Annotated in this window: 19 protein-coding genes; 11 read left to right on the forward strand and 8 right to left on the reverse strand. The window is 72.1% G+C overall.

Annotation, left to right across the window (positions count from 1 at the left end; all coding sequences use genetic code 11):
* Window positions 1–166: 166 nt before the first annotated feature.
* Both ACIRF8_RS32590 and ACIRF8_RS32595 read right to left on the reverse strand, forming a co-directional pair.
* Window positions 167–1,708: an APC family permease gene (locus ACIRF8_RS32590; protein ID WP_404220790.1), complete on the reverse strand. Its 1,542-nt coding sequence runs from the start codon at window positions 1,706–1,708 to the stop codon at window positions 167–169.
* A gap of 49 nt (window positions 1,709–1,757) precedes the next feature.
* Entirely contained in the window at window positions 1,758–2,726 is a 969-nt protein-coding gene (locus ACIRF8_RS32595; RefSeq protein ID WP_404220792.1) for a hypothetical protein, read from the reverse strand.
* A gap of 376 nt (window positions 2,727–3,102) precedes the next feature.
* Here ACIRF8_RS32595 and ACIRF8_RS32600 point away from each other — a divergent pair, with 376 nt between their 5' ends.
* The 6 genes from ACIRF8_RS32600 (at window position 3,103) to ACIRF8_RS32625 (ending at window position 7,774) form a co-directional block, all read left to right on the forward strand.
* Window positions 3,103–3,993 (forward strand): DMT family transporter, encoded by an 891-nt coding sequence (locus ACIRF8_RS32600; RefSeq protein WP_404220794.1) that lies wholly within the window; start codon window positions 3,103–3,105, stop codon window positions 3,991–3,993.
* A gap of 105 nt (window positions 3,994–4,098) precedes the next feature.
* A complete protein-coding gene (locus ACIRF8_RS32605; protein WP_404220796.1) occupies window positions 4,099–4,605 on the forward strand; it encodes an NUDIX hydrolase in 507 nt (168 codons plus the stop codon).
* 21 nt (window positions 4,606–4,626) lie between these two features.
* The gene (locus tag ACIRF8_RS32610; protein ID WP_404220798.1) at window positions 4,627–5,019 is read left to right on the forward strand and encodes a YidH family protein; all 393 of its coding nucleotides are present in this window, start codon (window positions 4,627–4,629) and stop codon (window positions 5,017–5,019) included.
* On the forward strand, window positions 5,016–5,351 hold the full coding sequence (locus ACIRF8_RS32615; RefSeq protein ID WP_404220801.1) for a DUF202 domain-containing protein: 336 nt from the start codon (window positions 5,016–5,018) through the stop codon (window positions 5,349–5,351). Before ACIRF8_RS32610 ends, ACIRF8_RS32615 begins: the two co-directional genes overlap by 4 nt.
* Before the next feature lie 150 nt (window positions 5,352–5,501).
* Window positions 5,502–6,542, forward strand: a complete 1,041-nt coding sequence (locus ACIRF8_RS32620; protein ID WP_404220804.1) for a phosphotransferase family protein — start codon at window positions 5,502–5,504, stop codon at window positions 6,540–6,542.
* Window positions 6,543–6,550: 8 nt separating this feature from the next.
* Window positions 6,551–7,774 carry an acyl-CoA dehydrogenase family protein gene (locus tag ACIRF8_RS32625; RefSeq protein WP_404220807.1) on the forward strand — a complete coding sequence of 408 codons (1,224 nt, stop codon included), beginning with the start codon at window positions 6,551–6,553 and terminating at the stop codon, window positions 7,772–7,774.
* Window positions 7,775–7,835: 61 nt separating this feature from the next.
* Here ACIRF8_RS32625 and ACIRF8_RS32630 read toward each other — a convergent pair whose 3' ends face one another.
* Genes ACIRF8_RS32630 through ACIRF8_RS32640 form a run of 3 tightly spaced genes read right to left on the reverse strand, consistent with a single transcriptional unit; the run spans window position 7,836 to window position 10,899 of the window.
* On the reverse strand, window positions 7,836–8,432 hold the full coding sequence (locus ACIRF8_RS32630; RefSeq protein WP_404221081.1) for a TetR/AcrR family transcriptional regulator: 597 nt from the start codon (window positions 8,430–8,432) through the stop codon (window positions 7,836–7,838).
* 32 nt (window positions 8,433–8,464) lie between these two features.
* Window positions 8,465–10,138: a class I adenylate-forming enzyme family protein gene (locus tag ACIRF8_RS32635; RefSeq protein WP_404220809.1), complete on the reverse strand. Its 1,674-nt coding sequence runs from the start codon at window positions 10,136–10,138 to the stop codon at window positions 8,465–8,467.
* Complete coding sequence (locus tag ACIRF8_RS32640) at window positions 10,135–10,899, reverse strand: SDR family oxidoreductase (RefSeq protein WP_404221083.1); 765 nt, start codon at window positions 10,897–10,899, stop codon at window positions 10,135–10,137. The genes ACIRF8_RS32635 and ACIRF8_RS32640 overlap by 4 nt, the downstream gene beginning before the upstream one ends.
* A 175-nt stretch (window positions 10,900–11,074) precedes the next feature.
* On the opposite strand from ACIRF8_RS32640, the gene ACIRF8_RS32645 reads away from it, so the two are divergent.
* The 3 genes from ACIRF8_RS32645 to ACIRF8_RS32655 all read left to right on the forward strand — a co-directional run bounded on the left by ACIRF8_RS32645 (window position 11,075) and on the right by ACIRF8_RS32655 (window position 15,123).
* Window positions 11,075–12,334 (forward strand): exo-beta-N-acetylmuramidase NamZ domain-containing protein, encoded by a 1,260-nt coding sequence (locus tag ACIRF8_RS32645; protein WP_404220812.1) that lies wholly within the window; start codon window positions 11,075–11,077, stop codon window positions 12,332–12,334.
* Between the two features lie 171 nt (window positions 12,335–12,505).
* Complete coding sequence (locus ACIRF8_RS32650) at window positions 12,506–13,759, forward strand: MFS transporter (RefSeq protein WP_404221085.1); 1,254 nt, start codon at window positions 12,506–12,508, stop codon at window positions 13,757–13,759.
* A 92-nt stretch (window positions 13,760–13,851) separates the two neighbouring features.
* Window positions 13,852–15,123 carry a serine-threonine protein kinase gene (locus tag ACIRF8_RS32655; RefSeq protein ID WP_404220814.1) on the forward strand — a complete coding sequence of 424 codons (1,272 nt, stop codon included), beginning with the start codon at window positions 13,852–13,854 and terminating at the stop codon, window positions 15,121–15,123.
* An 85-nt stretch (window positions 15,124–15,208) separates the two neighbouring features.
* Here the strand turns inward: ACIRF8_RS32655 and ACIRF8_RS32660 are convergent, their stop codons facing one another.
* Window positions 15,209–18,085: a penicillin acylase family protein gene (locus tag ACIRF8_RS32660; RefSeq protein WP_404220817.1), complete on the reverse strand. Its 2,877-nt coding sequence runs from the start codon at window positions 18,083–18,085 to the stop codon at window positions 15,209–15,211.
* A 267-nt stretch (window positions 18,086–18,352) separates the two neighbouring features.
* On the opposite strand from ACIRF8_RS32660, the gene ACIRF8_RS32665 reads away from it, so the two are divergent.
* Window positions 18,353–18,955: a hypothetical protein gene (locus ACIRF8_RS32665; protein WP_404220820.1), complete on the forward strand. Its 603-nt coding sequence runs from the start codon at window positions 18,353–18,355 to the stop codon at window positions 18,953–18,955.
* 53 nt (window positions 18,956–19,008) lie between these two features.
* On the opposite strand, the gene ACIRF8_RS32670 is transcribed toward ACIRF8_RS32665, so the two are convergent.
* Both ACIRF8_RS32670 and ACIRF8_RS32675 read right to left on the reverse strand, forming a co-directional pair.
* Window positions 19,009–19,404, reverse strand: a complete 396-nt coding sequence (locus ACIRF8_RS32670; protein ID WP_404220823.1) for a DUF4180 domain-containing protein — start codon at window positions 19,402–19,404, stop codon at window positions 19,009–19,011.
* Entirely contained in the window at window positions 19,401–19,832 is a 432-nt protein-coding gene (locus tag ACIRF8_RS32675; RefSeq protein WP_404220826.1) for a helix-turn-helix domain-containing protein, read from the reverse strand. The genes ACIRF8_RS32670 and ACIRF8_RS32675 overlap by 4 nt, the downstream gene beginning before the upstream one ends.
* Before the next feature lie 133 nt (window positions 19,833–19,965).
* On the opposite strand from ACIRF8_RS32675, the gene ACIRF8_RS32680 reads away from it, so the two are divergent.
* Window positions 19,966–20,676: a 3-keto-5-aminohexanoate cleavage protein gene (locus ACIRF8_RS32680; RefSeq protein WP_404221087.1), complete on the forward strand. Its 711-nt coding sequence runs from the start codon at window positions 19,966–19,968 to the stop codon at window positions 20,674–20,676.
* Window positions 20,677–20,712 lie beyond the last annotated feature (36 nt).

Here is a 20,712-nt window from a genome sequence, read left to right on the forward strand (position 1 = left end):
AATGAGGCGGCGTCCGACGGGGGCGCCGGCGTCCGGTGGGTCGGGCCGGGGCCCGGGATGAGCGTTCACCTCTCGAATCTCGCACCCCGGGCGGCCGGGGACCAGCCTCTCCCGGCCGCCGTAAGCCTTTCGTCAGCTCCTCGGGCCCTCGGGGGGCCCGTGGGGGTCAGCCCGCCTTCTTCTCCAACTGGAACGCCTCGTTGCCCAGGCCGATCCGGGCGTGCGCCTCGGGGTTGCGGGAGCGCAGGACGAGGCTGTAGGCGACACCGGCGATCGCGGCCAGGGCGATGATGCCGGGCAGCAGCCAGTTGAGGGAGGAGCCGGGGCCCGAGCCGACCAGGACGTCGAAGTCCTTGATCGTGTACCCGGCGATCACGAGGAGGGCGATCCCCGCGATGCCGGAGGCCACCAGGCGCCAGGCCTGCGGGCCCGCCGCACCGCGCTTGACGAAGAAGACGATGACCGCGAGGGACGCCGTGGCCATGAGGAGGATGACGCCGAGCGCGCCCACGTTGCCGCCCCAGGTGAACAGGTGCAGGACGGGCGCCGTCGGGTCACCGGCCGGGCCGTCGTCGGCGATCGCGAACCCGACCACGACGAGCAGGGAGATCACCGACTGGAGGATCGAGCCGGTGCCCGGGGCGCCGCTGCCGCTGTTGGTGCGGCCGAACCGCGCCGGGAGCAGCCCTTCGCGGCCCATCGCGAACGCGTAGCGCGCCACCACGTTGTGGAAGCTGAGCAGCGCCGCGAACATGCCGGTGACGAAGAGGACGTGGACGACGTCGGTGAAGGTGGAGCCGAGCCGGTCCTCGGTGAGGGCGAACAGGAGGCCGGTCGACTGCTTCTGGGAGGCGCCGACGATGCCGGACGGGCCGGTGGCCACGGTCAGCGCCCACGAGCTGAGGGCGAAGAAGACGGCGACGCCGCCGACGGCCAGGAACATGACGCGGGGCACCAGGATGTGCGGGCGGCTGGTCTCCTCCGCGTAGACGGGCGCCTGCTCGAAGCCGGTGAAGCCCGCGATGCAGAAGCACAGGGCGGTGCCGAGGCCGACCCCGGAGAGTGTGGACGGGTCGAAGGCGTGCAGGGACAGGCCCTGGCCACCCGGGTCGCCGATCGCCGCGATGTCGAAGACGACCACGACGGCGACCTCGATGAGCAGCAGGACGCCGAGCACCTTCGCGTTGACGTCGATCTTGAGGAGGGCGAGCGTGCCGACCGCGACGACCGCGACGAGCGCCGGGATCCACCAGGCGAGTTCGAGGTCCAGGTACTGCTGGGCGAGGCCCGAGACCTCGAAGCCGAAGATGCCGAAGATGCCGACCTGGAGGACGCTGTAGGCGACGAGCGCGACCAGGGCGGCGGCGGCGCCGGCGGTCGGGCCGAGCCCGCGGGATATGTACGCGTAGAAGGCGCCCGCGTTGTGCACGTGCCGGCTCATCTCCGCGTAGCCGACGCTGAAGAGGGTCAGGACGACGCCGAGGATCAGGAAGAGCAGCGGCTGTCCGACGACGCCCATGACGGCGAACGTCGTCGGCATCACACCGGCCACCACCATCAGCGGCCCGGTCGCGGCGAGCACGGACAGCAGCAGCCCGGCCGTGCCGAGACGCCCCGCACGCAGCGCGCTCTCCTCGCCCAGATACGTGCTGATGCCCGGCTCGGCCGCCACGGCTCTGTCGCTCGTGCTCGAACTGCCCGTCTTCATCGCGGGGTCGTCCCTTCCGATGGGTGCTGCCTGGTCACTGGCTGATCGTCTACGCCGAGCCGAGCGCGGCACTGCGCGCGGCGCGGAACGCTTCGTAGGGCTCCCGGTCCGGGTACGACCAGGGGGCCGGGGTGAGGTGCGGGCCGATGCGGTGGAACAGGGCGGCGGCCTCGGCCGGGCGGCCCTCGCAGTACTTGGCGTGGGCGAGGAAGTTGAGGTCGATGCGGCCCCGCGGGTGGCCGGCGCCCGCCCGGTCGCGCGGGTCGCCCCACTCCAGCCACCAGTCGAAGGCGGCCTTCATGACGAGGCGGGCCCGGCGTCCCGTCCAGTGCCCGGACGCCTTCGGGTCGGGCGGTTCGACGCCCGCCTTGGCGAGGACGCGGTAGCGCTCGGCGTGCGCGATGACCGGCAGGACCGCCAACGGCGAGTCGAGCGGCGCCTGTTCGGCCGCCCAGGCCGCGAAGTCGTACACCTCGTGCAGCGGGTCCTGGCCCGCGTCGGCGCGCCGCTCGGCGAGCCGGGCCACCATCAGGTGGTGCGCGTGGTGGTGGACGGGGTGGCGGTGACGGACCTCGTCGAAGAGGCGTACGACGTCCTCCTCGCGCCCCAACTCCCGCTCCAGGAGCAGCAGACCGAGCCAGGGCGTCGGGTCGAGCGGGTCCAGCGCCGCCGCCTGCGTGCAGGCGGCGCGGGCCTTCTCGGGGCGCGCCTTGCCGGCCACGGCGCGGTGCACGGCGGCGAAGGCGAGGAGGACGGCGGCGTCCGTCGACTCGGGTTCGGCCAGGCGCCAGTCGCCGACCCAGGCGGCGGCGGTGGGCTCCTGCGCGAGGACCGTCATGCGGTGGCCGCGGCGGTCCCAGTCCTCGCCGGTGGCGGCGAGCAGCGCCCGCGCCTCGGTCCACCGGCCCTGGGCGAGGGCGGTGCGGGCGGTGACGAGCGCGGTGTCGTCCAGCGCGGGGTCGAAGGAGTGCGCGGCCTTCTTGCGGGGGCGCCCGAGCGGAGGCGGGGGTGGGGACACCGCGGCGGTTCCTCTACGACTTTTGCAGATACGAAGCGACGAACGAAGCGACGAACGTGAGGCGCCGACGCGACACTGCGCGGCCCGGGACGAATGATCACGCACAGCAAAGCGGCAGGGGGGCCTCCGCGTCAAGAGTCGCCGGGTGACCGACTTCACCAACTCGGCGCGGAGCGCGGCGAGTTCGCTCCTTGAATCGTTCAATCGCCGCGCAATCAAGGCTCTGACCTGGGGCGTTGTAAAAGTGACACGAGTATGTTTCGACCGCGTGTCGGCGCGTTCGGCCGGGGCACTCGTGGAGCGGAGGGCGCCACTGAGCGCTATCGTCGGCAGATACCCGTCCCTGCCCGTCCAGCAGCCGTCCGAGGTGCGCAGCGTGTCGGTTCTCGTACTGGTCCTCGCCGTGAGCGCGGCGTTCTGCCTGGGCATCGGCTTCGTCCTCCAGCAGAACGCGGCACGGCACGCCCCGCTCGGCGACTTCCTCTCCCCCCGGCTGCTGCTCGACCTGATCCGCGTGCCGCGCTGGCTCGGCGGGATCGGGCTCATGGTGTGCGGCATGGCGCTCGGCGCGGTCGCGCTCGGCCGGGGCGAGGTGTCCCTGGTCGAGCCGCTGCTGGCGACGAACCTGGTGTTCGCCCTGGTGCTCTCGCGCCGCCAGACCAGACAGCCGCTCGGCCGGCAGGGCTGGGCGGGGCTGCTGCTGCTCGCGGGCGGGGTGACGGCGTTCATCGTGGCGGGGCAGCCGCGCGGCGGCAACGCGGTCACCGATCCCCTGCGGCACTGGCTGATCATCGGCGTGATGGTCGGCTCCGCCCTGTTCCTCGCGGCGCTCGCGAAGCGGTCCCGGCTCAGCGCGGGCCCGGTGCTGCTCGCGGTGGCGGCGGGGCTGCTGTACGGGGTGCAGGACGCGCTCACCCGGGTGAGCGGTCAGCGGTTCGGCGCCGGGGGCTGGTCGGAGCTGCTCACCGGCTGGCAGCCCTACGCGGTGTTCGCCCTCGGGGTGACGGGGCTCGTACTGGTGCAGAGCGCGTTCGAGACGGCGCCGCTGCGGATGTCGCTGCCCGCGCTGACCGCCGCGCAGCCGTTGGCGGGCATCGCGTGCGGGGTGGGTTTCCTCGGGGACCGACTGCGGACGGACGCGGGGGCGCTGGCCTGGGAGGCGGCGGGGCTGGCCGGGATCGTGGCGGGGGTGGTGCTGCTCGGGTTGCACCCCGCCATGCCGGGCGCCGGCACGCGGGAACGGGACCCGTTGTCCAGCGGGGCCTGAGGGATGCGCGCATAGCCTCGCCCCATGGACCCTGTGAACCCTGTGAATCCCGTGGACCCCGTGGACCCCGTGAACCCTGCGCGCCCCGTAGATCCGGTGGCATCCGTGAACCCCGCCGAGGAGATCCTGGACATCGTCGACGAGCACGACCGCGTCGTCGGGCAGGCGCCGCGCGGTGCGGCGTACGCGGCGAACCTGCGGCACCGGGCCGTGTTCGTCCTGGCCCGCGACGCGCGGGGCCATGTCTTCGTGCACCGCCGCACCGCCACCAAGCTCGTCTTCCCGGGAATGTACGACATGTTCGTCGGCGGCGTCGTGGGCGCCGGGGAGAGCTATGCGGCGGCGGCCCTGCGGGAGGCCGAGGAGGAGCTGGGGGTGAGCGGACTGCCCGCGCCGACGCCGCTGTTCAAGTTCCTGTACGAGGACGGCACCGGGGGCTCCTGGTGGTCGTACGTCCACGAGGTGACCTGCCGTCTGCCGGTGCGTCCACAGGCCGAGGAGATCGACTGGCACGCCTTCCTGAGCCCGGAGGAGCTGGAGCGGCGGCTCGGGGAGTGGTCGTGGACGCCGGACGGCCTCGCCGCGTACGAGCGTCTGAAGGCTCACCGGTGACGCGCGGGTAGGGTCCTCCGGGTGATCGAATTCGTGCGCAACGTCCGGCTCTGGTTCGCGCCCGAGCGGATCAGGGACGAGGGCGACACGCCCGACTACCGGTTCTCGCTGGCCAACGAGCGCACCTTCCTGGCGTGGGTGCGCACCGCGCTGGCGCTCATCGGTGGCGGCTTCGCCGTGGACCAGTTCCTGCCCGACCTGCGCTGGGCCTGGCGCGTCGGACTCGCGCTCGCGCTGCTCGCCGCCGGGGTGCTGTGCTCGCTGCGGGCGGTGAGCCACTGGGTGCGCTGCGAGCGGGCGATGCGGCGCGGCGAGGATCTGCCGGTGTCGCGGTTCCCGGCGGTGCTGAGTGTGGTCGTCGCGCTGGTCGCGCTCGCGATGGTCGCCGTGGTGCTCGTGGGCTGGGAGGGATGAGCGGGGTCCAGGGGGCGGACGGGGCCGTGCGCGATCCCGGTCTCCAGCCGGCCAGGACCCGGCTCGCGTGGCGGCGCACGACCCTGTCCTGCACCGTCGCGGCCGTGCTCGCCGTGAAGACCGTGCTGCACGGTGGGGTGGGGCCGCTCGGCATCGTGGCCGCCGCGCTCTGCCTCGGGGTGTGGCTGGGGTTCCTCCGGGTGGCGCACCGCCGGATCACCGGGCTCGCCCTGCACGAGGCGGCGCCCCCGCGGCTGTCCCGGCGGGCCGCGGCCACGGCGGCACTGTGCACGGTCGCGCTGGCGGTGTTCGCGGCGGCCCTCGTGGTGTGACGTCGCGGGGGGCGTTGCGGGAGGCCGTTGCGGGTGGCGTTGCGACGATCACTTTCGGCTGAGCCACTGGACGACATACCGACTGGTCGGCATGATGAGGTCCATCGCTGCGTGCGTTCCCCAGCCCACCCGGAATCCCGGAGGACCTCGATGAGTCACCCCCCTGGTCTCGACCTCGACCAGTTGCGCGCCCACCTCGACCGTGAGCGGCCCGGCCTGGTCGGCGGTCCGCTGTCCGGGCGGCTCATCGAGGGTGGCCGCTCCAACCTGACGTACGAGGTCAGCGACGGGTCGGCGAAGTGGGTGGTCAGGCGGCCTCCGCTGGGGCACGTGCTGGCCACCGCGCACGACATGAAGCGCGAGCACCGGGTGATCGCCGGACTGTATCCGACCGCCGTGCCGGTCCCCGAGCCGCTGTTGCTGTGCGAGGACGAGTCCGTGCTCGGGGCCCCGTTCTACGTCATGGAGTTCGTGGAGGGCACGCCCTACCGCACCGCCGCGGAGCTGGCCCCGCTCGGGCCCGAGCGGACCCGGGCCGCCGTGCTGGGGCTCGTGGACACGCTCGTGGATCTGCACGCCGTGGACCCGGCGCAGGTGGGCCTCGCCGACTTCGGGCGCCCGGAGGGCTTCCTCGACCGGCAGTTGCGCCGCTGGGGCAAGCAACTGGACGCCTCCCGCAACCGGGAGCTGGCGGGCATCGACGAGCTCCAGGCGGCGCTCGGCCGCACGCTGCCGAGCTCGCCCGCCCCGACGATCGTGCACGGCGACTACCGGCTCGACAACGTGCTGATCCGCCGGGACGATGCGGTCGGTGCCGACCGCATCCGGGCCGTCCTCGACTGGGAGATGTCCACGCTCGGCGACCCGCTGACGGACCTCGGGCTGCTCGTGATGTACAGCGCCCGCCTCGAACTGCCCGACTCCCCCATCTCCACGACCGCCTCGGCCCCCGGGCACCCCTCCCCCGGCGAGCTGGTCGAGCGGTACGCCGCGCGCTCGGGGCGCGATGTGTCCGCGGTCTCCTGGTACACGGCGTTCGCCTGGTTCAAGCTCGCCGTGATCCTGGAGGGCATCCACTACCGCTACACGCTCGGCCAGACCGTCGGCGCCGGCTTCGACCGGATCGGCGAGCTGGTCCCGGTCTTCATCGAGCACGGCCTCACCACACTCCAGGACCTTCAGGAAGGCTGACCCCACCCATGGACTTCGCATTCGACGCCCGCACCGAGGAACTCCGGGAGCGGCTCCTCGCCTTCATGGACGCGTACGTGTACCCGGCGGAGGCCGTCGCCGCCGAGCAGCGCGCCGCGCTCGACTCGCCGTGGGAGACCCCGGCCGTGGTCGGGGAGCTGAAGGCCGAGGCCCGCAGGCAGGGCCTGTGGAACCTCTTCCTGCCGGACGCCGAGCACGGTGCCGGGCTGACCAACCTCCAGTACGCGCCGCTGGCCGAGATCACCGGCCGCTCCCCCCAGTTGGCGCCCACCGCGCTGAACTGCGCGGCCCCCGACACCGGGAACATGGAGGTGCTGGCCCAGTTCGGCAGCGAGGCGCAGCGCAAGCAGTGGCTGGAGCCGCTGCTCGCCGGGGAGATCCGCTCGGCGTTCGCGATGACCGAGCCGGAGGTCGCCTCCTCCGACGCCACGAACATCACGACGCACATCGAGCGGGACCCCGAGGGCACGGGCGACTACATCGTCACGGGCAAGAAGTTCTACATCTCGGGTGCCATGAACCCCGACTGCAAGATCTTCATCGTGATGGGCAAGACGGACCCCGACGGCCCTGACATCCGCCGCCAGCAGTCGATGGTGCTGGTGCCGCGCGACACCCCGGGCGTCGAGGTGCGCCGGGCCATGACGGTCTACGGCTTCGAGGACCACTGGCACGGCGGCCACGCCGAGGTCGTCTTCGACCACGCGCGCGTGCCGGCGAGCAACCTGATCGGTGAGGAGGGCGGCGGCTTCGGCATCGCGCAGGCGCGGCTCGGCCCGGGCCGCATCCACCACTGCATGCGGCTGATCGGCATGGCGGAGCGGGCCATCGAGCTGATGTGCCGGCGGGCCGTCGCGCGTACCGCGTTCGGCAAGCCGCTCGCCCAGCAGGGTGTGGTGCAGGAGTGGATCGCGGACGCGCGGGTGGCCGTGGAGCAGTTGCGGCTGCTCGTCCTGAAGACGGCATGGCTGATGGACACGGTCGGCAACCGCGGGGCGCACACCGAGATCCAGGCCATCAAGATCGCGACGCCGCGCACGGTCGTCGACATCATCGACAAGGCGGTGCAGTTGCACGGCGCGGGCGGCGTCTCCCAGGACTACCCGCTGGCCGAACTGTGGGCCGGCGCGCGGACGCTCCGCCTGGCGGACGGTCCCGACGAGGTGCACCAGCGTTCGCTGGCGCGGCGCGAGCTGAAGCGGTTCCAGTAGGGCCGGACACCGGAGGGACGGGTTCGAGCGGCGCCCCGGCCGGGGCGCCGCTCGAACCCGTTCAGGGCCGCAGCGCCCGCAGCAGCAGGTCCGCCAGTTGGTCGGCGAGCTGCTGCGGGGTGAGTGGGCCGTCGGGGCGGTACCACGTGGACAGGTGGTGGATCGAGCCGAAGTGGTAGTCGACCACGAGGTCGGCCGGGGTCTCGGTGGAGAAGACGCCCGTCTTCTGGCCCTCCTCGATCAGCGCCCGGAACCGCTCGTGGTAGCGGCGCCGCTCGGCCCGTACCTGCTTGTTCTTCTCGGGGCTGAGGTGGTGCATGGAGCGGAAGAAGATCGACGCGTCGTCGAGGTTGTCGATGGTCGTGACGACGACGTCGGCCGCCGCCGCGCGCAGCCGCCGCTCGACGGGCTCGTCGCCGTCGGCGAACGCGTCGAGCCGCTCCTGCTGGAGGCGCAGCACGCGCGCGTACACCTCGTGCAGCAGATCGTCCTTCGAGCCGAAGTAGTGGTAGAGGGCGCCTTTGGTGACGCCCGCCGCCTCCACGATCTCCTGCACGGAGGTGCGGTCGTAGCCACGCTCGGCGAACAGCCGGGTGGCGGCCGCGAGGAGCCGTTGCGGAACGGGCGTGCCGTCGCCGTCCGTCATCGTCCTGGGCACTGCCGCCACCTGCCTTTCCTGTACTTCGCCGGTCACACCGTGGGGGAACGCAGTTCCCGCCGGAGGATCTTCCCACTCGCGGTCTTCGGGAGTTCGCGCAGGACCTCCACCTCGCGCGGGTACTTGTACGCGGCGAGGCGCTCCTTGCAGTACGCGGACAGTTCCTCGGCGGTGGCGTCCGCGCCCGGGCGCAGGCTCACGTACGCCTTGACGCTCTCGCCGCGGTAGGCGTCCGGGATGCCGACGACGGCCGCCTCGCGCACGGCGGGGTGGGTGTAGAGGACGTCCTCGACCTCACGGGGCCAGACCTTGAAGCCGGACGCGTTGATCATGTCCTTCTTGCGGTCGACGACGTAGAGCCAGCCGCGCGCGTCCATGAAGCCGATGTCGCCGGTGCGCAGTTCGCCGTCGGGGAAGGCCTCGGCGGTGGCGTCGGGGCGGCGCCAGTAGCCGGGCACGACCTGGGGGCCGCGGACCGCGATCTCGCCCTGCTCGCCGAAGGGCACCTCGTGGCCGAGGTCGTCGAGGATGCGGACGACCGACTCGGGTCCGGGGACACCGACCGCGAGGGTGCCGGAGACCGGGTCGACGGGCGCCTCGACGCCCGGCGGCACGGACGCGCAGGGCGCGGTGCACTCGGTGAGGCCGTAACCGTTGTGGATGTACGGGCCGAAGGCGGCGCGGAACTTCTCCACGAGGGCGGGCGGTACGGGCGCGCCGCCCGACGATATGGAGGCGAAGGAGGCGAAGTGCTCGCGGGTCGCCTGCGGCTGGGCGCCGAGCGCCATGAAGGCCGTGGAGGGACCGACGGTGTAGGCGGGCCGGTGTTCGGCGAAGGCGTCGAGGACGACGCCCGGCTCGAAGCGGTAGGCGAGGGCGAGGGTCCCGGCGTTGGCGAAGCTCGCGACGAGTTCGCAGACCATGCCGGTGATGTGGAACAGCGGCGCGAGCGCGAAGTACGTGGCGCCCTCGGGCAGTCCGAGCCCGGTGCGCTGCCGTTCGGCGTTGTAGGTGATGTTGCGGTGCAGGTTCGTGGCGCCCTTGGGGGTGCCGCTCGTCCCGGACGTGTAGCTGATCAGCGCGACGTCGTCGGGGCCGGGGTCGCGGTCCGCGGGCGCCGCGTGTCCCTGGCGCGCGACGTTCACCAGGTCGTCGGCGTCGTCGGCCGCGGGGCTGACCCTCTCGAAGGTGAGGACCCGCTCGTCGTTGCGCGTCTGGAGATCGAGTTCGCAGGCGGTGAGCACGATGCGGACGGGTGAGTCGGCGGCGGTCTCGCGCAGGTACGTGTCCCAGGCGCGGTCCGAGCAGACCAGGGCGGTCACCTCGGCGTCGTGCAGGACGTGCCCGACCTCCCCCGACTTGTACATGGGGTTGACGGGGACGACGACCGCGCCCGCCTTGAACGCGCCGAGCAGCGCGAGCACGAAGTGCGGGGTGTTCTGGAGCATGATCGCGACGCGGTCGCCGCGGCGCAGGCCCCGGGCGGCGAGATGGCCGGCCACCGAGTCCGACAGGGCGTCCGTCTCGGCGTAGGAGAGGCGGCCGTCGAAGTAGGCGAGGGCGGTGCGGTCGGGGGCGCGGCGCACGGCGTCGGCGAAGGTGCGGGTGACGGTGGGGGCCGGGGTGACCGGGGCCTTCTGCGCGTCGTTGAGGACGCCGAGCCAGGGCTTGGCCGCGTAGATCGATTCCGTCGCCTGGTCCGTCACTTGGCGGCCTCCCACTTCTGCTGGATGTGGTTCATGTTGGCGAGCCAGCGCTCGGGGACGGCGGCGCGGGCCGCGTAGTACTCGGCGACCTCCGGGTGCGGCAGGATCAGGAAGCGGTCCTCGGCCATCCCCGCGAACAGTGCATCGGCGACGTCCTCCGGCTCGATGGCGGTCGGCGCGAGGACGAGGTCGCCCGCTGATCCGGCGGCCGTCAGCATGTCGGTGCGCACGCCCTGCGGACAGATCGCGTGCACCTTGACGCCGCGGTGCCGGTAGGTGAGGGAGAGCCATTCGGCGAAGGCGTAGGCGCCGTGCTTGGTGACGCTGTAGGGGGCCGCGCCCACCATGGTGAGCAGTCCGGCCGCCGAGACGGTGGAGACGAAGCGGCCGGTGCCGCGCTCCAGCCAGTCGGGGAGCAGCGCGTGGGCGGCGCGGACGTGCGCCATGACGTTCACGTCCCAGGCCGCGGCCCAGATCTCCTCGGCGGCGGCCTCGGTGCCGCCGGAGGCGAGGCCCGCGTTGGCGCAGTAGACGTCGACGGTGCCGCCGAGGGCGGCGCGGGCCTCGTCGACGACGGCGGAGGCGTCGCCGGGGACGGCGGTCGCGCCGATCTCGTCGGCGACGGCACCGGCCTTGGCCGCGTCCAGGTCGTTGACGACGACGCGCGCTCCGGCGGCGGCGAACCGGCGGGCGAGCGCGGCGCCGATGCCGCCGCCCGCGCCGGTGACGACGATCCCCTGGCCTTGCAGACTCTCCACTATCGGTCTCCTTCGACACGACGCGAAACGGCTCGGTTGCCTTGGCAGACTAACCAGTCGGTATGTCGTCGGGGAAGGGGTTTCGGCGGGTGATCCAGGTGAGGTTCGTTCCGCCCGGCCGGTCCGGGCGCTAGCGTGCATGGCCATGCCAGTTCCGGTGATCACGGAGGTTTCCCGCATGGACGTGTCGAGACGAACCCTGCTCACGGCGAGCGCGGGGACGGCGGCCGCGGTCGGCGCGGTGGGCGCCGGTGCCGGGACGGCGGGCGCGGCGCCCGGGGGCGGCGCCCGCCGTCTGCGGACCGGCTTCGAACGGCTGGCCGCCGACGGGTACGCGCTGCTCGACGGCGACAAGGTCGGCATCGTCACCAACCCGACCGGGGTCACGCGGGACGTGCGGCACATCGTCGACGTGATGCACGCCGACGCCCGTGTCGACCTGACCGCGGTGTTCGGGCCCGAGCACGGCTTCCGGGGCACGGCGCAGGCGGGCGGGTCGGAGGGGCGCTACGACGACCCGGCGACCGGGCTGCCCGTCTACGACACGTATCTCAAGAGCGGGCAGCCGCTCGCCGACGTCTTCACGGCGTCCGGCGTCGACACGGTCGTCTTCGACATCCAGGACGTGGGCGCCCGCTTCTACACGTACATCTGGACGCTCTACGACTGCATGGAGGCGGCGCGGCTCGCGGGGAAACGGTTCGTCGTCCTGGACCGGCCGAACCCGGTGACCGGCCGGGGCGCGTACGGGCCGATCCTGCACAAGGAGTTCGCGACGTTCGTCGGCCGCCGGGAGATCTCGCAGGCGCACGGCATGACGGTCACGGAGCTGGCCCGCCTGTTCAACGGCGAGTACCTGGCGCACCCCGTCGAGCTGAGCACCGTCACCATGACGGGCTGGCGCCGGCGCGACTTCTACGACGCCTCGGGGCTGCCGTGGGTGCCGCCGAGCCCCAACATGCCGACGCCGGACACCGCGCTGGTGTACTCGGGGACCTGCCTCTTCGAGGGCACCAACCTCTCCGAGGGGCGCGGCACCACCCGCCCCTTCGAGCTGATCGGCGCCGACGGCATCGACGGGCGCTGGGCCGCCGCGCTGGGCGAACTCGCGCTGCCCGGCGTGCACTTCAGGGAGGCGTACTTCGCGCCGACGTTCTCCAAGTTCCAGGGAAAGACCATCGGCGGCGTGCAGCTCCACGTGGACGACCGGGAGGCGTACGACCCGGTGCGCACCGGGATCGCCCTGCTGGTCACCGCCAAGGCCGTGTGGAGAGGCTTCGCCTGGCGCCCGGACAACTGGATCGACAAGCTCACCGGTTCCACGAGGGTCCGCACGATGATCGACGCGGGGGCGTCCACGGACGAGGTGGTCGCGGCCTGGCAAGGGGAGCTGGCGACGTTCCGGGACGTCCGCAAGCGGTACCTGACCTACAAGTAGCCACCCGTACACCAACGGGTCTCAATGAACGAGACGGCTCATCTCAGGTATTGACTGCACTGTGCAGCTACCGAAACAGTGCACGACGTGCTCAAAGACGAATCGACCAGGGAGAACGCGCTCGCGGACGCGGCACAGGCCGGACCCGGGACCGGAGCGGAACCGGAGAGCCTGCGCCGCGTGGCGGTGGCGAGTTTCATCGGGACGGCCATCGAGTTCTACGACTTCTACGTCTACGGGACAGCCGCCGCCCTCGTCCTCAACGAGGCGTTCTTCCCGAACCTCTCCTCCCTCAACGCGACCCTCGCCTCCTTCTCGACGTACGCCGTCGCGTTCGCGGCGCGGCCGATCGGCTCGCTGGTCTTCGGCCACTTCGGCGACCGCGTCGGCCGCAAGTCGGTCCTGGTGGCCTCGCTGCTCCTGATGGGCCTGTCCACGGCCTGCGTCGGGCTGCTGCCCGGCTACGACACGCTGGGCGTCTGGGCGCCGCTGCTCCTGGTCCTGCTCCGGTTCCTCCAGGGGGTCGGCCTCGGCGGCGAGTGGGGCGGGGCGGCCCTGCTCGCCGTGGAGCACGCACCGCGCGGCCGACGCGGTCTGTTCGCGGCCTTCCCCCAACTGGGCCCCTCCGTCGGCTTCTTCGCGGCGACCGGCATCTTCTGGCTGCTCTCGGAGTTCCTGTCGGACGACGCGTTCCGGTCCTGGGGCTGGCGGGTGCCGTTCCTGCTCTCCTTCCTGCTGGTCGCCGTCGGCCTCTTCGTCCGGCTGAAGATCAGCGAGACGCCGGTCTTCGCCCAGGTGATGCGAGATCAGGAGACCAGCAAAGCACCGGCGTCGGAGGTGTTCAGGCGCCACCCGAAGGAGATCCTGCTCGGCGCGGGCGGCATGGTCGTCGCCTACGGGCTCTTCTACACGGCGACCACCTACTGCCTCGCGTACGGCACGAAGACGCTCGGCGTGCCACGCGGCACCATGCTCGCCGTGTCGCTCGTGGCGTGCCTGTTCCTGGCCGCGGGCACCTGGCTCGCCGCGACGCGTTCGGACGCGGGAGGCCGCCGCAGGACGGTGCTCGCGGGCTCCGGCCTCGCGGCGGTCTGGGGCCTCGTCCTGTTCCCCCTGATGGACACGGAGCAGCCGGTGCTCATCGCGCTGGCGCTCGGCGGCGCCCTGTTCTGCATGGGTGTGGTCTACGGCCCGATGGGCGCGTACCTGCCGGAGCTGTTCGGGGTGCGGGTGCGCTACTCGGGCGCGTCCTTCGCGTACAACCTGGGCGGCGTGCTCGGCGGCGCGGTGGCCCCACTGGTGGCGACACGGCTCCAGAGCACCTTCGGTTCGTCGTCCGTGGGCTGGTACGTGAGCGCGATGGCGGTCGTCTCGCTGCTGTGCGTGCTGGCGCTCCCCGAGACGCGGGAGCGCGAACTCGGCTGAGCGCACCGGTACATGACGGGACGTATGGCCAATCCCCGGTCCCCGCAGGACGATGCGGCACACCGCACGGACGACTGGCACGGGGGTTGGCCATGACCGAACCGGAAGTACACGTACGTCCCTACTGGGAGCTGCGCTTCGACGCCGACGGGGACCCGGACCCCGGGCGGCGCGACCGGCTGCTGCGCGAGGTGCGCACCCACGGTGTACGGGACCTGATCGTCCTCACGCACGGCTGGAACAACGACCGGTCCGTCGCGACCCGGCTCTACGACCGCTTCTTCGCGCCGTTCCCGGCCCTCGCGCCGGGGGCCCGGATCGGGTACGTGGGCGCGCTGTGGCCCTCGATGCGGTTCACCGACGAGGCTCCCCCCGACTTCGACCCGTCGCGGGCCGCCGCCGCGGCCCCGCCGCCCACCACGCTCGACAAGGGCACGCGGCAGGCGCTCGCCGCGACCTTCCCGGGCAGCGAGGCGGTCGTCGAGCGGCTGGCCGGGCTGCTGGACGAACAACCCGCGGATACGGGCGCCTTCGACCGGTTCGGCGGTCTGGTACGCCAGTTGGCCGGCATCCATCCCGGCTCCCTCGGGGCGGACGTCCAGGACGAGGGCGGGCCGCACACCGTTCCGGCGATGCTCCAGGAGAACACGCACACCGTGTGCCTGCGGTTCGCCGACGCCCTGGAGGCGACGGCGGCGGTGGCGGACTTCCGGCTGCCCGGTGGCCTCGGCAGGGCGTGGAAGGGCGCGCGTGAACTGCTGCGCCAGGCCACGTACTTCGCGATGAAGCGGCGCGCGGGCAAGGTCGGCAAGGACGGGCTCGGCCCGCTGCTCGGCCGTCTGGCGGACGCCGCCCCGGACGTGCGGGTCCACCTGGTGGGGCACAGCTTCGGGGCGCGCCTCGTGTCGTTCGCGCTGGCCGGGCTGCCCACCGGGGACCGCACCGTGAAGTCGGTGACGCTGCTCCAAGGCGCCTTTTCCCACTACGCGTTCGCCGAGCGCGGCGTCCTGAAAGGGCGGCAGGCCCGCATCGACGGCCCGCTGGTGGCCTGCCACTCGCGCTTCGACACGGCGCTGGGCACCCTGTACCCGCTGGCGTCCCGGCTCGCCGGGGACGACCAGGGAGCCCTCGACCTCGGGGTGCGCTGGGGCGCGATGGGGTTCGACGGCATCCAGGACATCCCCGGCGCCGTCCGTCTCGACCTGACGGAGGCGCTGCGCTCGGGCGTCCCCGCCAAGGGGTGCGTGAGCGTGGACGCGGCCCAGGTCGTGCGCTCCGGGGGGCCTCCGATGGGCGCCCACAGCGACATCTGCCACGCGGAGCTGGCACGGGTCGTCCTCGGGGCCGGGCGGGTGCGCGCCTGACGGGCCCGCCCACCGGCGGACGGACGCGTCTGCCGGGGAGATCCCGGCAGCCGCGTCCGCGGTGGGTCAGACGTGGCTCACCCGCCTACCGGTGGGCCGGGAACTCGACCACCTGCTGGTACGTGGGACGGTTCTGCCACTGGACACCGCGGTGGGTGATGCCGCCGAGCGCCCGGTGAATGATGCTGTCCGCGCACCACTGGTCACCGGCCTTGCAGGCGTCGTCCCCTGGGTACACCTCGGTGGCCGGTTTCGCCGCCGCCTTGGCCAGCGTGGTCAGGAGCGCGTCCCGGCAGGCCGTGAGATCCCCGGCGCCGCAGTACGTGTCCCCCAGCGCGCCGCGCACGGGCTGGCCGAGCACCGTCCGCAGGTCCTTGTCGACGTAGCCCCACCAGCCGTACTGGAACGCCGATCCGGCGTGCGCGCCGGTCGGGCCGTGTCCGGCGGAGGGGGCCTCGTCGACGGTGAGCTGTCCCGTCAGCGCCCGGTAGAGGTCGTCGCCGAGGCCGGGCCTGAACTCGGCCTCCACCAGCAGCGGCCACCACGCGTCCATGATCCGCACCGCGTCGGGATGCGCGTACGTCTTCGAGCCGGCCGACGTCTGGTTGCGTTGTGCGCCCGCCTTGCGCCATGCCTCCAACTGCTGGACCACCTTGGCGAGTTGCGGGTCGTCGACCGGTTTGCCGCGGATCACCTTCAGGATCTCCGGCAGCACCTGCTCGCCGCGCAGGTCGGTCACCGCGGCCTCCTCCATGGCCTGGGTGAGCGAGGCCCGTGTGACGCCGCCCTCGGCGGTCAGCTTCTTCACGCGGTCGTCGAGGAGGTTCGCCCGGTGCACGGCGCCCAGGCGGAAGTTGGCGGCGGTGAAGCCCTTCGCCTGCTTGTTGTTCCAGGAGATGTAGTAGTCCTGGTCGACCGACTGGGGGTGCTGGGACGGCGGTGTCCGGGCCGCCGTGTTGTCGGCCGGGTCGAAGTCCTGCCACTCGTAGGCCTGTTCGCCCTTGACCGGCAGCGACATGTCGACGTCCTTGGCGCGCACCGGGTTGTCGCCGCTGTTGTAGTACGCGATGTCGCGCGCGTCGGCGTAGAACCAGTTGAAGGCGTAGCTGATGTGCTGCGCCGCCTTCTGGAAGGAAGCGGCGTCCGTGACGTAGGACGGGTCGTTCAGCATCTGGAAGCCGATGATCGAGTCGGCCTCGTGGCGGTAGGTCGAGCGCAGCGACGTGTAGGCGACGGGTTTGCCGTCGACCGTCGCGCGGTGCGTGACGATGCCGTACTTGGTGCGGAAGACCTGCATCCGGTAGGAGCCCGCGGCGGTCGAGTCGGCGACCGTCGGCTTCCAGGCGTTCTTCCTCTCCAGTTTCTCCATCGGGGTGCAGGTGCCGCGGTAGACGTAGGAGGTCGACGCCTTGGTGGGGGTGGACCCGTCCGGCTCGCACAGCGACACGGCGTAGGTGTCGGTGATGTCCTGGCCCGCGGAGGTCGCCGACCAGGCGTAGTCCTGGCCGCGGCCGAGCTGGATGTACATGCCGACACCGGCGAAGGAGACACCGCGGGCGCTGATCCCCGGGCCCTGCAACTCCTGCATCATCAGGAGCTGTGGCGCGAAGTAACCGGTCTGGGGGCCGAACACGGCGACGGGGTGGCCGGACGCGGTGTGCTTGCCGGAGACCAGCAGGGCGTTGGACATGCCCTTCCTGGCGGCCGAGTCCCTGAACATGTCGGCGGGCAGCACTCCGTCGTCGTACATGCCTCGCAGCGGTTCGAGGCGGGCCGGGGCCTTCACCGGGTCCTTGGCCACGGTCCCGGACCTCGCCGCGCTCGCCGCGGAGCCCGTGCGGTCGTACACGAGCGGTTCGCCGGTGACGGAGCCCTTGTCGGGCAGGGCCTGGCCGCGCGGGTTCGCCGGCTTGCCGCCGTAGGGGAAGCTCGTCCCGTCGTGGACGGTGGTGACGGCCTCGGGGTCGTCGCGCCCGCGGAAGGACTCCCAGACCTGGGTGCCCTTCTCGACGCCGTACTTCTCCTGGGCCGTGAGGAGCGAGAGGGCCGCGTCGACCTCTCCCCCGCCGCCGTTGCCGAACAGGCCGCCGACCACCGAGGCCAGCGCGATCATGTCGGTCACCTTGAACGGCTGTATCTCACCGATGTTGGTGATGGCGTCGATCTTGCCGGTGAGGACGTACTCGCCCGGGAAGTAACGGCCGTTCTTGGCCTTGGTGCGATACGCGTTGAGGCCGTCGATGTAGGCCTGGGCGTCCTCCATCGCCTGCTTGCCGCGCTCGCCGCCGGAGCTCTTGATGTAGTCGACCTGCTTCTGGAGATCGTCCTCGGTGTACGGCGCCTGCGGCCAGAACTCCTGTTCCAGGCCCTGGTTGGCGAGGGCGCCGCCGGCGAACGACGTCAGTTCGCCGCGCCCGATGTGACGGAACAGGTCGATCAACCAGAGGCGGTCCTGACCTGCGGCGAAGCCGGCGCCGAACTCGGTTCCGTAGCGCGTGGAACCTTTGATGTGGGGTACGCCGTTCTTCTTGTCACGGGTGATGGTCACATCGTCGCGGGGGCGGGTGACCGAGCTCACCTGATCGCTGGGGACACCGAAGGAGGAGTCGTTGAAGAAGTTGGTGAGCGTGTCATCGGTGAGTGAGGGGTAGCCGGACGACAGGGCGTCATAGGGACCGAGTTGATCGTCGGCGTGTGCGGGCTGGGTACCGAGCAGCTTGTTGGCGAGGATCTCGGCCAGCGTGGCGCTGCCGTTCGCTCCGGGCGGCAGGATGTCCGCGCACTGCCCCTTGCAGTAGTCGCTGACGGGTGCGGGTTCGTCGGCGGCCGTGGCCGTCGAGAGAGGGGAGAGCAGTCCCGCGGTGAGCACGAGCGCCGCGGCGGCCGTAAGTCTCCGAAGAGAGCTGCCGGCTCTGCCGCCGGCTTGTCGGTGCTGGGTGGTTCGTGGGATGCGTCGTCGCATGCCTGGTCCTCCCGACGATGGTGAGCCGGAGGTTACCGGCGGTTAGCCGACGACAGAAGATGAACATGCGTCACGTTTTCGGAATCATCACAGGGACCACTCGACGACTCCCCGGCCTCGGAAGGTGCCGGTGATGGGCCCCATCGGACATCGGATGGGACCGACCGCCCCGAAGAGGGATCCGATTCGCGTGTCGATACGTCTACTCGGCGACGCCGCTTCCTGACGGCGGTGACGCCGACGTACGTGTGACGGAGGTGCAAGGCGATGGCTGGATTCCGGAGTCTGGCAAGACAGGTGCGCGACCCACTGAGCGACCTGGCACTGCGGCGCTACTCGCTGCGCAAGTGCCTGGAGAGATTCGCTCCCTACGGCCACCGGGCCACCTGGGACCATCTGTGTTCCCGGGCCGGGTTCGGCCCCGAGGACCGCTCCCCCGACCCGGCCCGCCTGGTGGCGGCCCTGGAGGAGCTGGAGGAGGCGCGGGCCGTCTGGCTCGCGTACGAAGTCGCCTTCGCGCGGCGTCGGCGCAAGGAGAAGCACGACGGACTGCGCCGCCCCGGCAGCGTGGACGACTGGCACCGGCTGACCTGGGGCGGTTTCGGGGTCGCCTGGTGCGACGACCCGACGGTGCACCCCTCGGGCCCGCTGGCCGAGGTCCTGCGCCGGCTGATAGCGGCCCTGGAGCGTGAGCCGGGCGACTCCTGCCCCGTGTGCACGGGCACGGCGCTCGTCTGGAAGCACGACCTGGCGCACGAACCGTCGTCGGGCCCCGTCTGTTCCCACTGCGGCATCGTGGTGCCGCGACCGGTCCTCACCTCCGACGCCCTGGCCCGGGCCAGGCGCGCACGGCTGCTGGTCACGGCGTAGGGCGACGTACAGCGCGACGGGGGTGCGGGCCGGACACCGGCGCACCCCCGGATTCACCGTGCGGGGTCGGCGAGGCGTGCCTCCAGCGCGGCGGTGTCGGGCAGGAACCAGAGCTGACGGCCCCGGTTGCTCTCCTGCACGAAAGCGGCGAGTGCGGTACTCGCGGCGGTGTGTGCCTCGATGTCGCCGAGGACGGCGAGGCTCATCCGGTAGTTGGCGAACTTCTGCACCACATCGCCCGCGACGCGCGTCCGCAGTCGGAAGAAGTCCGGGTCGCACCGCTCGGCCGGGACGGCGACCCAGGAGGCGCCGCGGTATCCGGCGTCGCCGATCAGGTCGAGCGCGGCGCGCTCACCGTCGAGAAGCGGACCCTCGGGGGAGCACACGTACACGGGCACACCGCTCAACTCCCTCATGTCGTCGGCCTGTCCGGTCGGGGTTTCGGTCATCGGTAGTCCTCCACCAGCGTGTCGACGATCCTCAGCAGCTCGGCGGCCTGGGCCGGTCCGCCCAGCACAATGATCTTGAGTACGGCGCGCTCCTCGTCGTAGACGCTCTCCACGCGCAGCCGCCCGGCGCTCCGGTCGCCGCCGGAGCTGTGGGCCACGGCGACGACCGTGTTGCCCAGCCGCATGGCGGCCGCCGGGTCCACGCCGTCGATCTGGACGATGACGGACGCCTCGGCGTGCATCGCGGTGGTCGTACGGGGCACGGCCGGGGCGCCCGTGAAGGCGTCGAGGTCGTCGCGGGTGACGCGGTACCGGCGGCCGACCTGGGTGGCCTTCAACCGCCCGTCGCGTACGTAGCCACGCACGGTCCGGACGTGGAGGCCGAGGAGGTCGGCGACCTGATCGAGGGAGTAGTACTGTCGCTGCACTCCCTCAAATTACCTCAGCTTCCCGCCACGAGGGCATTTCAGGGAGTTTTAGTTCCGATCCCCGTCGTCGGTGGCTATTCGTCGGTGATGGTTCGGTGGCTGGTTGTCGGTGGTCGCTGGCACCATCGCGTTCATGGTCTTCATCCAGGTGTGTCTGAACGGTGCGCGCGGCGCGGAGGACGGAGCGGCCGTCCCGCTGTCGCCCGGCGCGATGGCCGAGGAGGCAAGGGCGGCGGTCGCCGCGGGCGCGTCCGATGTGCACGTTCATCCCAAGTCCCCGTGCGGGCAGGACACGTTGGCGCCGCGTTCGGTCGCGGCGACGCTCGCCGCCGTCCGGGATCGGGTGGCCGTACCGGTCGGCGTGACGACGGGCGCGTGGGCCGAACCCGACCCCGGGGCGCGTGTGGCGCGGATCCACGCGTGGACCGCCCTGCCGGACCATGCGTCGGTGAACTGGCACGAGCCGGGCGCCGAGGCGGTGGCCGCCGCGCTGCTGGAGCGGGGCGTCGGAGTGGAGGCGGGGATCTGGTCGGGCACGGACGGGGCGGAGCGGTTCGCGGCGTCACCGCTCGCGCCGCGGGTCCTGCGGGTCCTCGCCGAGGTGACCGACCCCGATCCGGTGTCGGCCGAGGGGACGGCCCGCGCGCTGCTGGACGACCTCGGCGGTGCGCACGGGCGGCCCGTCCTGCTGCACGGGGAGGAGGGCGGGGCGTGGCCGGTGCTGCGGCTCGCGCTGCGCCTCGGGCTCGCGACCCGGATCGGTCTGGAGGACACGCTGGTCCTGCCGGACGGGGCGCGGGCGCGGGGGAACGCGGAGTTGGTGACGGCCGCCGTCGGCCGGTGACGCCGGGGCGTCCGCACAGCCGCACAGTCTCACAGT

It is taken from the genome of Streptomyces sp. NPDC102406 (genome assembly GCF_044765725.1).
Taxonomy (GTDB): Bacteria; Actinomycetota; Actinomycetes; order Streptomycetales; family Streptomycetaceae; genus Streptomyces.

Coding starts and splice junctions, on each gene's coding strand:
- ACIRF8_RS32590 (WP_404220790.1), bottom strand. CDS start 1,708: ATGAAGACGGGCAGTTCGAGCACGAGCGACAGAGCCGTGGCGGCCGAG.
- ACIRF8_RS32615 (WP_404220801.1), top strand. CDS start 5,016: ATGAGCGGGGTCCAGGGGGCGGACGGGGCCGTGCGCGATCCCGGTCTC.
- ACIRF8_RS32620 (WP_404220804.1), top strand. CDS start 5,502: ATGAGTCACCCCCCTGGTCTCGACCTCGACCAGTTGCGCGCCCACCTC.
- ACIRF8_RS32625 (WP_404220807.1), top strand. CDS start 6,551: ATGGACTTCGCATTCGACGCCCGCACCGAGGAACTCCGGGAGCGGCTC.
- ACIRF8_RS32645 (WP_404220812.1), top strand. CDS start 11,075: ATGGACGTGTCGAGACGAACCCTGCTCACGGCGAGCGCGGGGACGGCG.
- ACIRF8_RS32655 (WP_404220814.1), top strand. CDS start 13,852: ATGACCGAACCGGAAGTACACGTACGTCCCTACTGGGAGCTGCGCTTC.
- ACIRF8_RS32660 (WP_404220817.1), bottom strand. CDS start 18,085: ATGCGACGACGCATCCCACGAACCACCCAGCACCGACAAGCCGGCGGC.
- ACIRF8_RS32665 (WP_404220820.1), top strand. CDS start 18,353: ATGGCTGGATTCCGGAGTCTGGCAAGACAGGTGCGCGACCCACTGAGC.
- ACIRF8_RS32670 (WP_404220823.1), bottom strand. CDS start 19,404: ATGACCGAAACCCCGACCGGACAGGCCGACGACATGAGGGAGTTGAGC.
- ACIRF8_RS32680 (WP_404221087.1), top strand. CDS start 19,966: ATGGTCTTCATCCAGGTGTGTCTGAACGGTGCGCGCGGCGCGGAGGAC.